Origin of the sequence: Actinomyces sp. oral taxon 849 str. F0330 (assembly GCF_000239715.1) — a bacterium.
GTDB lineage: Bacteria > Actinomycetota > Actinomycetes > Actinomycetales > Actinomycetaceae > Actinomyces > Actinomyces johnsonii.
This window is the reverse complement of sequence record NZ_JH470358.1, coordinates 97626-110328: the sequence shown is the minus strand read 5'-3', so window position 1 is coordinate 110328 and position 12703 is coordinate 97626. Positions and strand designations below refer to the sequence as shown.

The 12703-nt window shown below is 65.5% G+C and carries 10 protein-coding genes; 2 read left to right on the top strand and 8 right to left on the bottom strand.

Annotated features, from left to right (window positions below):
* Positions 1 to 308, top strand: a 308-nt coding sequence (locus tag HMPREF0975_RS12605) for an aminotransferase class I/II-fold pyridoxal phosphate-dependent enzyme (RefSeq protein ID WP_009234576.1), incomplete at its 5' end; no start/stop codon positions are given.
* Positions 309 to 367: 59 nt separating this feature from the next.
* Here HMPREF0975_RS12605 and HMPREF0975_RS12600 read toward each other — a convergent pair.
* From HMPREF0975_RS12600 to HMPREF0975_RS12570, 8 genes are all read right to left on the bottom strand, one after another.
* Positions 368 to 1531 (bottom strand): YwiC-like family protein, encoded by a 1164-nt coding sequence (locus HMPREF0975_RS12600; protein ID WP_198009183.1) that lies wholly within the window; start codon positions 1529 to 1531, stop codon positions 368 to 370.
* A gap of 167 nt (positions 1532 to 1698) precedes the next feature.
* Positions 1699 to 2232, bottom strand: coding sequence for a GNAT family N-acetyltransferase (locus HMPREF0975_RS12595; RefSeq protein WP_009234574.1), 534 nt, complete (start codon positions 2230 to 2232; stop codon positions 1699 to 1701).
* A gap of 132 nt (positions 2233 to 2364) precedes the next feature.
* The gene (locus tag HMPREF0975_RS12590) at positions 2365 to 4464 is read right to left on the bottom strand and encodes a hypothetical protein (RefSeq protein ID WP_009234573.1); all 2100 of its coding nucleotides are present in this window, start codon (positions 4462 to 4464) and stop codon (positions 2365 to 2367) included.
* The gene (locus HMPREF0975_RS15780; protein ID WP_156808294.1) at positions 4451 to 4954 is read right to left on the bottom strand and encodes a hypothetical protein; all 504 of its coding nucleotides are present in this window, start codon (positions 4952 to 4954) and stop codon (positions 4451 to 4453) included. Before HMPREF0975_RS15780 ends, HMPREF0975_RS12590 begins: the two co-directional genes overlap by 14 nt.
* A gap of 98 nt (positions 4955 to 5052) precedes the next feature.
* The gene (locus tag HMPREF0975_RS12585; protein WP_009234571.1) at positions 5053 to 7020 is read right to left on the bottom strand and encodes a US12 family protein; all 1968 of its coding nucleotides are present in this window, start codon (positions 7018 to 7020) and stop codon (positions 5053 to 5055) included.
* A gap of 64 nt (positions 7021 to 7084) precedes the next feature.
* The gene (locus HMPREF0975_RS12580) at positions 7085 to 8965 is read right to left on the bottom strand and encodes a hypothetical protein (RefSeq protein WP_049939940.1); all 1881 of its coding nucleotides are present in this window, start codon (positions 8963 to 8965) and stop codon (positions 7085 to 7087) included.
* A gap of 196 nt (positions 8966 to 9161) precedes the next feature.
* On the bottom strand, positions 9162 to 10844 hold the full coding sequence (gene pgm, locus HMPREF0975_RS12575; protein WP_049939939.1) for a phosphoglucomutase (alpha-D-glucose-1,6-bisphosphate-dependent): 1683 nt from the start codon (positions 10842 to 10844) through the stop codon (positions 9162 to 9164).
* A 211-nt stretch (positions 10845 to 11055) separates the two neighbouring features.
* Entirely contained in the window at positions 11056 to 12087 is a 1032-nt protein-coding gene (locus HMPREF0975_RS12570) for a hypothetical protein (RefSeq protein WP_009234568.1), read from the bottom strand.
* A gap of 185 nt (positions 12088 to 12272) precedes the next feature.
* Between HMPREF0975_RS12570 and HMPREF0975_RS12565 the strand changes: the two genes are divergently transcribed.
* Positions 12273 to 12671, top strand: a complete 399-nt coding sequence (locus HMPREF0975_RS12565) for a RidA family protein (protein ID WP_009234567.1) — start codon at positions 12273 to 12275, stop codon at positions 12669 to 12671.
* Positions 12672 to 12703: the final 32 nt, after the last annotated feature.

Below are 12703 nucleotides of genomic sequence, written 5' to 3'. Positions count from 1 at the left end.
AGGCGGCTGCCGCAGCCGCGTTGGGGGAGGCTGAGCTGGCCCGCACCGCCGAGCGCTCGGCCACCATCGCCGCCGAGCGCGACCGGGTGGTGGCCGCCCTGCGCGCCCAGGGCTGGGAGGTGCCCGACGCCCAGGGCAACTTCTTCTGGCTGGGTGTGGGCAACGAGACGACGGCGCTGGCCGAGCACTTCCGCGCCGCCGGCATCCTTGTGCGCCCCTTCGCCGGTGAGGGCGTGCGGATCTCGATCGGGACGACGTCGGACAACGAGAGGGTTCTGGCCGCTGCGGCCTCCTGGCTCGACCGCTGAGGACCGCTGCGCAGGTGCCGGGGCGCCGTCGGACTCAGACCGAGTTGTCAGACCAGTTGTCAGACCGAGATGGTCACCAGGAAGACGAGGCACATGACGACCTCGACGATGCCCATGGTGCCCGGGCGCAGCGGACGGTGGCGCCTGCGCACCAGGCTCCACTGCCACAGCGGCATGACCAGCGAGCGCACGGTCAGCACCACCCACAAGACGGCGTGTCCCCATGGCAGCATTCCCGATGACGCCAGCCAGATCGTCGCCACCGCCACCGCCGAGTGCGCCGCCACCGTGCCCGCCAGCAGCACGTAGTTGAAGCGCTCGCGGATCATCGACTTGATGTAGGGCACAGTGCCGCAGAAGTAAGCGGCGGTCAGTGCCGTCACCAGCCACATCCATGACCAGCCCGTCAGTGCGCCGTTGGGGGAGGCTCCCGGCAAGGGGGCGCTCGGCGTCCCCAGCCCCAAGAACCCGCCGTCCCCGCGCACCGCCAGGCTGTAGGTGACGGCCGCCATGAGGGAGGCGGCCGCCGTCGTCGACAATCCCGATATCAGCGAGCGCTCGTGGCCGCGCCACACCTGGTGCAGTGCGATGGCGAACAGGGGAAGCAGCGGCACCGCCCACTGGATGAGGTAGGGCGCCACGAGCAGGGTGATGAGGGCCAGGGAGGCCGTCCAGCCGGTGTAGACCAGGAGCGGCAGCATAATGAGGGCGCGCTTGCGGGCCGAGCGGGTGCGCAGCCACTGCGACCAGCACCAGTAGGTGAGGTAGCCGCCCCACCACGCCGGCAGGAACAGGAGGTTCACCCAACTGAAGCCGCCTACGGCCCAGCCGACGATCGGAGGCAGCACAAGCATCGACCAGGCCCCGTGCTGGTTGGGAACCCAGGCCTTACGGCCGGGCTGGCGGCGGATCTGCTCCTGGGTGGGGGGCTTGGGGCGCTCGGTCTGTCGGGGCTTGCCGGTGGCCAGCATGATGTCGTCCTGAGGGCCGGGCCGAGACTGCTGGGAGGGGGCGCGGCGCGGCGCGGCGGTGCCCTTCGATGCCGGGGAGGCGGCGCCGTCGGGCGAGCCGGTCGGAGCGAATGTGGAGCTCTCCGCGGAATCGACGAGTTCTGGGGAGGCAGAGGATGCGGGTGACTCGGGGGAGGACCCTGCGTGGCTGGCGGACGCAGGGGAGCGCTCGACGTGATGCTTGGACGGCCTCGACGGGCGGGACTGGCTCACACCCATCACCCTAGTCGTTCGCCCCTGTGTGCGGTCGGGGACGCTCTGCACGGGCGAAAGCGTCACGCCGTCCTCATGCGGCCGGGGACGTTCAACGCCGCGGGGAGCGGGAAACCGTGCCCGCATGCGCGACATGTCCCCGGCCGTGATCTATGTCGACGGCGACGTTAGGCCAGGGTGAGGCGCATCTGGTGCCAGGGCACGCCGCCGTGGTTGGAGGTGGACAGGCCTTCGTCGATGAAACCGAGGCGTGCGTAGAAGGGCACGAGGTCGTCGAGGCAGGTGAGCACCAGACCCCGGCGGCCGTGGGTGCGCGACGTCTCGATAACGGTGCGCAGCAGGCGGGTGGCCAGTCCTTGCCCCTGGGCGGCGGGCGCTGTGGCGACGCCGAAGATCATCTGCCAGTCCCCGTCGGGGTCGTGCATTGCGGCATTCTCGTACATCTCGTCGCTCAGGTCGCGCTCGTTGGTGCACAGGCCGTTGACCAGCGCCAGCAGTGTGCCGGACTCGTCCTCGATGAGCCAGAAGTGGTCGGCGTAGTGGGCCATCCGCTCGGCGATCGACGTCGGGCTGGCGGCCTGCTCGGGCGGGAAGCAGACGGCCTCCAGGGCGGCTGCCATGGCTGCATCCTGCGCCTGCTGCGCCGGTTGAGTGCGGGCTGTGCGGATGTGGAGGATGGTGGAGTCGCTGGTGGAACTCATACCTGCATTCTCTCCGGGTGACCCGCCGGCGTCGAGCGTCGCCGGCGCCTTCGGGCAACGGCCGGGACATCCCTCGTATCGAGGCGCGGAACTCTGCTCCCGACGGCGTCGAATGTCTCCGGTGGGAAGGCGCTAGTGGAGCTTCCTGCCTGCCAGCGTGGAGGTGGAGATGGAGTTCTTTTCGGCCGTGATCATCATTCCTTCTGGAGACAGGAGAGAATATGTTTCCGGGGGAGTGGGGGAATCGATGCTGATGCGTACCCATGGCAGCCTGCGCCCGTCCGATGTCGTGATGATGCTCTGGTCGATCCTGTCGTCCGCCATGCGGATGGCGAGCTTTCCGTAGTAGGCGTCGTAAATTTCCGTTTGTAAGAGGAGCTGGGGTGTGTCGATGGCTCCGTTGGCGGCGCGGTCGATTTCAGTGCTACTGCTACGGGAATCATCGGCGCGCTTGGTGCTGCGGTAGAGGCCGGAGGAGTCGATGGTTGTTGATTTTCCAGCGCGAGTGTCGAAAACGCTGAGAGAAACAGGGTAGATGGGGGTGGATGCTTGATTGATCTCCTGGTTCGGTGCTGTGTCGACGGCCCAGGCCGAGATGGTTTGCTGGCTTGCTTCTATCTGAAGAACATTCTGGTAGTTGGTTGAAGGGTCAGTGAGAGGCGCCGTGCTTCCGCTGTCGATGTTCTGCGCTGTCAGTTCGTTGTTGTCATCGTCGTAGGTGACGATCCACCCACCTGAGGTGATGGTATTTCCGTCTTGTGTCCAAGCGTGTTTCAAGCTTTGGTGCTCGATCTTGTGTCTATTGTCTGATGAGGCGCGCAGATATGTCTCTGGGAGACTTTCCACTGATGTCTTTGATTGTGCCTCGGGTTGCTCGTTATCGGTCTTGACGAGAACATTGGCGTGACCGCCGGGTCCTGGGACGACGGTCATGGCGGTATCCAGTGGATCGAGTTCCTTGCCGCTGGTGAGCTCGTAAACTTTGCGATTGATGACAACCATGGAATCGGTCAGCTGTACGGTTGGCACGTTCTCTGAGACTTGGGCATCTACAGCGACTTCTCCAGTATCAGTACGCAGAATGACAATGCGGGTCAGAGTGTTATGCGAGCTTTGGGGGGTCATGTCGATGGTGTAGGCGAGCCAGGTGCCGTCAGGTGAGGTGAATGCGGGCTTGTCTGCGTATGTGGAAGTGCTAGTTATACTGGAAGGGTTTTTTCCGATTACTTCGGTTGTGGCATATTCCAGGATGTCTGGGCTGGTCGTTGCGAAGCACCAGGTCAAGTCGCCAGTGGAAGGATTGATGCCGTAGAGTCCTCTGTTAGTGATGGCTACGGCGTTGTGCTTTCCCGTCAGCAGCTGGTCGACTCTTGTGTCACCGAGAGATCTCTCCCAGGTAGGTTCCTGAACTGATGGTTGGTCTGCCGCCTTGGCCCGGATCTCATCGACGGTTGGGAATGAGGCCTGGCTATTGGCGGCCTTGGTCGTTGATTGGATGAGCGGATCCAGGTGATGATTGATGGTGCCGGGGCTCATCGCTGCCAGGGCGGCTACTGTCAGTGCACTGACGGCGCTCGTGCACAAGCGCTTGGCCCGCTCCTTGCGGGGAGCTCGAGAGCGGTATGAGGTTGACTGGATCCTCTCCTGCCCGGTTTGACGACCTTCCTTCGACTCAAGCACATCGTTTGGGAGGCAGTTCTTTTCGGAGCTCACCTCCTGCTTGGAAGCATCTTCGGTGTTCTGGCGTCGGAGGAGCTCGCGTTTGTCGCGCGCCTGCAGCAGCATGCACGACACTGCGGTGATAACAACGCCCATCCAGCCGGCAAGGAGCCATCCCGCGACGCTCGGAACAGTGCTTGATGAGGAGGTGAATGACACCACCTCGCTCCTGACGTTCTGATTCAGAATAAAGGTGGCTATGAAAAGAAGAAGAGTGGTCGAAAAAAAGTAATTGCTGGTTCGCAGCCGTTTTGGTCTCAGCAACCACGCGCACAGGGTGATGGCTATGATCGCCGTGATCGCATAGATGCGCATGGAACCCATTGCCATGGACAAAGGGGAGCGCAGCCAGACGATGAAGGCACCAACGTGCAGGGCCGCGGTTGCGAGGCCAGCGGCCCGGTTGACCCCGACCAGAATACTGCGTACGAGCCACGGCTCCCGCCTGGGAGGTGAAGTGGCTGAGCCGGATTGTGGGGTAGGTTTGCTCAGTGCCGCATCATCGCTTTTCATATGGCGAGTTTTCACTCTCTGAGTTCGGTTGGCAATGGGGAAGGCGGCCCGATGGTGTCGTCGATCCGTCTGAGGTGCCTGTTTTAGCAGAGGATTGATCGGCTGCCCGTAAACTGGTGAGTCGATCGTCGTACGCCTGCAGCAGCATGTATGAGAGGATGGCGACGATCAGGCTGATCCAGGCGGCTGTGAGGTGATTGACTGATGGGGGTGTTGTGTCAGAGTCTGATAACCCTATGGGTTTTATCCACCAGTCCTGGACGCAGGTGAACACGATGAGGATAAAGGTCGCTGTTGGATAGTTATTGCTGTGCGGTGGTCTCGGCCGATAAGGACGAAGCAGCCACCCACATAATGTCACGGTAAAGACCAGGACGATCATGTAGCAGTACAGGAGCCACATGATGTCCGATGAATGTGGTGCGTACGCGCACACGATGAGGGCGCCGAAGTGCAGGGCGACGGTTGTGGAGATGGTCGCCCAGATCATCCCGATGAGGAGACCTCGCATGGGCCGCGGTTCCTGGTGAGGAGGTGGAACGGGTGGGCTCGACTGCGGGGCGGGGCTGGTTGGTGCTGCGCCGTTCTTCATACGGAAAACCTCCAACCCTTCAGAAAGACTTGACCTGTGTCCGACTGTTGCTCGGCGGAAACTACTCTCCCTTCGGGGCATAGGACGGTGTTGCGAACTCTATCTTCCAGAAGAGGGGTGTAGACCTTCTTCCAAGGCGCCTTGACTCCGTTCTTGAGTGTCACGTTCCCCTCTCCTTCTCCCGTTGGGACGGCGAGTTTTTCTCCGAAATCTTCTGAACGGTCGCCGGTCACGGAGAATGTCGGGGGATCTACGATCCCGATACCGATCCTGCCCGTTACGTTTTGGTCGCTCTCCTGATGATTGAAAAGCACCTGATGAATGCTCGACTGATCGACGGCTGTTACTTCTCCTGTCCTTTGATCGAACACGGACAGTGTTAGGGGATACAGTCGATGTGGATCGGCGTCGGCCAGTTCTCCATTCTCGCTCACATCAGCCAGCCACACGGCGATGGCCTGAGAACTGACTTGCATCAGGATCACCTTCTTGCTTTGGTTTCCAAAAGACATGGTTCTTCCGGTATCGATGTTCTGGACGGCTTCTTCTCCGTTATTGTCGGAGGTGACGATCCATCCGCCGGATGAGATGGGCTGGCCGTTGATCGTCTGGGCTTTCTGCATAATGTGTGTCTGGTGCTGATCCTCCGGAGATATGCCCTCAACCGATACCGAGTTCGACGTAAGCGACTCGGAGTAGTCGCTCGTTCGGGTGAGTATGCGCTCATGTCCTCCGGGGCCGGGGACAACGTTCGTTTCGGATTCCAAGGGGGTGAGCTCTTCGCCGTCGGCAACGTTGTAAACACGTCGATTGATGATGGCGTTGGAATCAGTCAGCTGCACCGTCGGAACCGCTCCAACGACCTGGCTATCCACAGACACTCGCCCCGTGCCGGTGTTGAGCACGATGACACGGGTGACGGTCTCGGAACTGTCATGGCCGTTTGTCTCGGTCGGGGTGATGCTCACTGCATAGGCCAACCAGGCTCCGTCGGGGGAAGTGAAGGCCTCATGCCCCGCGTAGATATCCACTCCGCGGAGCGCGGCCGAGGACTTGGTGTCGGATGAGGGCGGAAGCGCCGCCGTCGCGAAGCACCATGTGCTTCTACCGGTGGAGGGATCGACCCCGTAGACGCCGTGGTCGGTGACGGCGATCGCTCCCCTGGATCCGGCGAGCAGCTGTTTGACGGTGGTGGTTCCCAGCGGAGTCTCCCAAGCCGGTTCCGACGGCGGCGATTGCTGCTGTGCCCCGGCTTGAAGCTGAGCGACGGTCGGGAAGCGAGCATGACCGCTCGATGCTGCGACTGTTGTTCTTAAGAGCGGTTCCAAGCAGTGATTGATGCCTGTGGGGGTCGTCGCGGCCAGAGCCACCACTGCTGCCGCTCCGATGACGCCCGCACCCATATGCTTCACTCGCTCGCTGCGGGAGGACCGGGCTTGAGAGGGATCGCCGTCGGAATCGTCTAAGGAGTCCTTGGAGCGAAGACGCGGAGAAGACCCGACCGCACGTAGGGCGAGATGTGTCAGCATCGCAGTAACGAGGCAGATCCATGCAACTGCCAGTCTGCCCACGACCTCGGGCACCGTTCCCGTTTCCCGGATGATCTTGCTGGTCTCCGCCACGGTAAGCGCGCACCCGACAAGGCTGAAGAAGGCCAGGGCGCCCGCAGCGCCGAAGACATCACTCACGGCCGGCTTTCGAAGCGCAGCCCAGATCATGGCGTAACCGAGCAGAACAATACCGATCTCCCCGATTACGATGAGCGGCGTTGTCATCGCCATCGATAATGGTGAGCGCAGGAGGGAGACGACCGTGCCGGCAATCAGGGCGAGCATGGCAATCGCCGAGGCCAGGTCGATACCGATGAAGAGACTGTGCACCAGTCGACGCCACCGTCGGGGAGACGAGGCGGGCGGGTCCGATTCTGGAGCGGGGCGGGGTTGCGCCTTGTCATCGTCCTTCATGGAATCAGCGTCCGGCGACGTCCCACCGCGGACAATGGGGACGAGAGCCCAACGGTGCAGCCGGCTATCCCACCCCGTACAGGATGGTGCGGCTGCGGTCCTGGTCGTGTCCGCCCCGTATCTTCTCGAAGTCGGTGCTCACCTCGACCCCGACAACGACGATCCCGGGGGCGGCGACGGCGAAGGGGTTGTGCGCGGTGTCGTTCTTCCCAAGCAGTGCCCCTGGGGGACTGATGGGGACGCCGCTCGATCCATCGACCCGCCCGAGCTCCAGGTAGCCCGCTCCCAGGTCATCTGGCGCGCCGTTGTCGGGGATCGACCACCGTGGCACACCCGTGTCCGGGGTCGGCCAGGAGGGCCGATGCAGTGACGTGTCCCAGTCCTGTCCCACGGAGACCTCGGTGAGGCTGCGCGTCGCCGGGTCGAAGACCGCCACCGGCGCCGGGGCCGGCGGCGACGAGCCGTCCTCGGCCCCGGGGGCGCGCTCTGGAATGACGGGCCGCAGGGCGATACGCGCCCCGGAAGTCGCCCGGTCCGGTCCGCCATAGGTTCCCAATGCGACAACTCCCTGCGCCTCATCAGCAGTGCCGGCGGCATCCAGGCTGATCGCCTCCAACGGCGAGTCCGGGCCGCCGGGGGACGCGCGCCGCACCGTCCACCCCTGGGCCAGCGTGACGACGTCGTCCCCGTAGCCCGGGATGCGGTCGTCCGCCGGGTCGACCACGACGTTGCTCAGGCGGCGGGTCGAAGTGGGGTCGGCGTCGTCTGCCAGGGTCAGGGAGCAGGTTCCGCTCTGCTCGTCGCACTGCTGGTCCACAACGAGGGTGTGCGGCGCTTTCGTACCGGAGAAACGCCGCATCGGGGGGTCTGGCAGCCTCCACAGCGTGGATCCGTCTGACAGGGAGACGCCCTCCCGGCCGATGAGGGCCACCGAGTCGGTCACCTGCACGACGCCGTCTTCGAGGTTGGCGGTGAGTGTCTCCCGTTCGGCCACGACCCGGCCGGTGGTGGTCTCCAGGATGACGATGATGCGTCCGTCATCCGCATAGCTCGTGCGCGGGTACCAAATCGAGATGAGGGCGTAGCGCCGGTCCGGGCTGGTGATGACCCGAGGGTCGGAGTCTTCGCCGACTCCCATGAACTGCGCTCCCGTACGCCGGTAGCTCCACAGCGTGGAGCCGTCGACCGGGTCGAGACCCTCCAGACCCTCCCCGGTCATGAGCAGCGGCCCCGACGCGCCGGCGGCGACGTCGACATACGGGCTCACCTCCCGGCTCCACTCGAGCGTTCCGGTTACCCGCTCAGGAAGCTGAGGAACGTTGCTCGGCGCGGCGATCGTCCGTGACTGGACGGGAGAGAGGACCTGGGGCGGCACCAGTGCCGAGGCCGCGAACGCCACGACCGTCACCCCGGCGGCGACGAGCCGGGGGCCCGACAGCGTGGCGGTCCGGGGCCGGCGGCGGATGATCGCCTCGCTGATGAGTGCGACCCCCAGTGCCAGTGCGGCAACGGCCAGGTTGAGGAGGTAGCCGATGTTGACGCCGTACTGGTTCAGGACCTGCCACCACCTGCCGGCCAGGGTGAGGGCGACGCCCAGGGGGATGAGGAGGCCGACGACGATGACGATCCTGAGGACCGTGCCCGGCCGTGGGAGCCGACCGCTTCTGCGCAGCCTCCACCAGACGAGTCCGCAGACCAGCGCCAAGGCCAGGGCGCACAGGAAGAAGAAAGGCCAGGCCTCCACTACGTGGTCCCACCACTTGCCGATCGCGCCCTCCCGGTCCTCAAGGACAAAGACGCCCCAGCGGTGGGCGCGCCGCTGCCAGATCGCGGCGGCGATGAGCCCGATGACGGAGGCGCAGGCCCCCAGACGCACCCCCTTGAGAGCCGCCGAAGTACGGCCTCCGAGGGGAGCGCGACCACCGGGAATGGGCTGAACGGTCATGAGGTAACTGTGCCAGGCGCCATACCTCGACGGCATGGGACCGGCTCGATGCGACCGGCGGCGGCGAGCCGACGGCGAGCAGCACAGCGGCCGGAGACAGCCGACGCCGTCGGGAACAGGAATCCTGTACCCATACGCGTCGAATGCCTCCGACCGTGAGAAGGGGATGCGCGGCGAGGCCGCGGGCCCGCGTGCCTCAGCCGCCCAGGGCCGCGGAGACTACCTGCTTGGCCTCCTCCTGGACCTGCGCCAGGTGGTCGGCGCCCTTGAAGGACTCGGCGTAGATCTTGTAGACGTCCTCCGTGCCCGAGGGGCGGGCGGCGAACCAGGCGTCCTTGGTGGTGACCTTGAGCCCGCCGATGGCGGCGCCGTTTCCGGGCGCATCGACCAGCCGGGCGGTGATCTCCTGGCCGGCCAGTTCGGTTGCGGTCACGTCTTCGGCGGCCAGGGCGGCGAGCTTGGCCTTCTCCTCCTTGGAGGCGGCGGCGTCGATGCGCGCGTAGGCGCTGGCGCCGAAGCGCTCGACCTGCTCCTCGTGCAGCTGGGAGGGGGACTTGCCGGTGACGGCGATGATCTCGCTGGCCAGCAGAGCCAGGATGATGCCGTCCTTGTCCGTGGTCCACACGGTGCCGTCCTTGCGCAGGAAGGAGGCTCCCGCGCTCTCCTCGCCCCCGAAGCCGATCGAGCCGTCGAGCAGCCCGGGCACGAAGTGCTTGAAGCCCACCGGCACCTCGATGAGGGTGCGGCCGATCGCGGCGGCCACCCGGTCGATGAGGCTGGAGGAGACCAGCGTCTTGCCCACGGCGGCGTCGGCGGGCCAGCCGGGCCGATGGGTGAAGAGGTACTCGATGGCCACGGCCAGGAAGTGGTTGGGGTTCATGAGCCCGCCGTCGGGGGTGACGATGCCGTGACGGTCGGAGTCGGCGTCGTTCCCGGTGGCGACGTCGTAGGGGGTCCTGCCCTCGGCGTCGGGCGTCATCTTGGCGCGCAGCGAGGCCATGGCGTTGGGGGAGGAGCAATCCATGCGGATCTTGCCGTCCCAGTCCAGGGTCATGAAGTGCCAGGCCGGGTCCACCTTAGGGTTGACCACCGTGAGCTCCAGGCCGTAGCGCTCGCCGATCGCGCCCCAGTAATCGACCGAGGCGCCGCCCAGCGGGTCGGCCCCGATGCGCACGCCGGCCTTGCGGATCGCCTCGAGGTCGATGACGTTCTCCAGATCGGCGACGTAGGTCTCCAGATAGTCGTGCTTGATGACGTAGGGGCCATCGATCGCCTCGGCGATCGGGACGCGGGGAACGTCCCGCCAACCCGAGGCGAGCAGCTCGTTGGCGCGGTCGGCGATCCAGCTGGTGGCGTCCGAGCCGGCCGGACCGCCGGTGGGCGGGTTGTACTTGAATCCGCCGTCGCGCGGCGGGTTGTGGGAGGGGGTCACCACGATGCCGTCGGCCAGTCCCGCACCGGTGGTGCGCACGCCGGTCTCGGTGCCGGCGCCGTTGGCCAGGAGGATGGAATGGGAGACGGCCGGGGTGGGCGTGTAGGAGCCGCGCAAGTCGATGGCGGTCATGACGCCTGCGCCCGAGAGCACCTCGATGGCAGTGCGCCATGCCGGCTCGGACAGGGCGTGGGTATCGCGCCCCAGATAGAGGGTGCCGTCGGTGCCCTGGGAGCGGCGGTACTCCACGATAGCGGCGGTCGTGGCCACGATGTGGGCCTCGTTGAAGGCGGTGTCCAGAGAGGAGCCGCGGTGCCCGGAGGTGCCGAAGACGACCTTCTGGGCCGGGACGGTCGGGTCGGGGACGAGGTCGTAGTAGGCGGAGACGACCTCGTCGACGTCGATGAGGTCTTCGGGCTGTGCTGGCTGTCCTGCGCGTGCATGCATGGGGCACAGTGTGTCACGTACCACTGCCTGAATCAGCCCGTTTCGCTGTGCGAAACACCGGCCGTTCCGGGGCTGGGACGTGGTGATCCGCGAGAGCGGAATGCTCGACGGCGACGGCATTGTGGGAGAGTCCGCCGCGAAGGCAGGTGGGGAAGTGCCGTAGGTCCCGGGTGGCGGGATGAGACCTGCGGTGGCGGGTGCTGCGCCGGCGTCAGGCGTTGAAGTCCGCGATCTCTTCGATAAAGCTCATGATCGTGGTGTTGTGTCGGTCCGTCAGCCACAGCTCAGCCCGCCTCACTCGGTTGCCCATGAGGAGCAGTGAGCCGAGCATTGGATGGGGCACGCCGTGGAACAGCGTGTAGGTGTTCGCGCCGGTATCCACCGCGACACGGTCCTGTTCCAGCAGGTGCAGGCGCACTGCCTGGCGGGCCGGATCGGCGGTTAGGGCCTGCCAGGCCTCGGCCGGTATACCCTGCGGCAGGAGGCTGGCCATGTCGCTGGCGTATTCACTGGGGTCCTGGCTCACTGACGCGATGACGACATCGAGGTGATGGCCCCCCGCGGATACTTGCTGGCTCTGATCGGTGTCCACGCACAGGCGCGTCCACCCCATAGCGCCCCGGGCCTGCTCTTGCTCCGAGACGGTGATCCAATGCAGTGAACCGACGGCCAAGGCCGTGTCAAAAGTTCTGCGGACATCGTGCTTGATGAAGGGTAAGGAGAGGCTGCGCTTGATGCCGGGGATGCGACGGCCGTGCACGTGGATGAGCTCGGTGACGTCGAGCTCGGGTAGGCCGTTGGCGTTCAGGGCTTCTGGTGCGAATCCGTTGTTCTTGAGCTGCTTGCGTGTTCGGTAGGTAGTGATGACCTGAGGGCCCGTGCGTAGGATGTCCGAACCGAAAAAGATCGTTGTCGCACTGCGCGTGTGAGGCTGGGCGGCGAAGGCGGTGGCGAGGGTCCGGGCGAAGGGGGTGCCCGTGATCCGCGGCCCGGCGTCGGCGTCGGCGTCGCCCGAGGCTCCGTCATCCTGCGCCAGCTGGGACAAAGTGGACAGACCCGGAAGCTGGTCGACACCGAGACGCTGGGAGGTCTGAGCTGCCGTGCGGGCGGCCGCCCGGCCCGTGTCGACCGCTGCCCGAGACACCGTGTCGGCCGCCTTCGCGGCGCCGGAGGCTGCCTGTCCGGCGAGGTTGCGGGCCTGGGCGGTCAGGTCATCTCGCGAGGGGATACTGGGCAGTTTCACGGCGGTCCTTCAAACATGGGAGCAGTAGGGATGCGTCGGCTCGAAGGTGGCCGGCTGCCTCCGAGTCTAGGGAGCAGGTGGCGCGGGGGACATGGGTAGTCTGGCCCGGGCGTCGCGCAGCTGTTCTGCTGCACCGTCCGTCAGGAACGCGAACGCACCCCGATGTCCAGGAGGAACGAGGAACCATGACCGTCAGCCGTATCGCCACCGCCAGCGCCCCCGCCGCCGTCGGCCCCTACTCCCAGGGCGTCTCGACCGGACAGGAGGTCGGCTCGCTCGTCTTCGTCTCCGGCCAGGTTCCGCTCGACCCGGCCACCGGCTCCCTCGTCGAGGGCGACATCCAGGCTCAGGCCGAACAGGTCCTCAAGAATGTGGGGGCCATCCTGGCCGAGGCCGGACTCGGGTACGACGACGTCGTCAAGACCACGGTCCTGCTCGCCGACATCGCCGATTTCGCCGCCGTCAACGAGGTCTACGCCCGTTACTTCACCGGCGGGACCCTCCCGGCCAGGGCGGCCTTCGGCGTCGCCGCCCTGCCGTTGGGTGCCGGCGTTGAAATCGAGGCCGTTGCCGTCCGGTCCTGAGAGCCATTGGATGGTGCGGGGCGTCTCCTGAT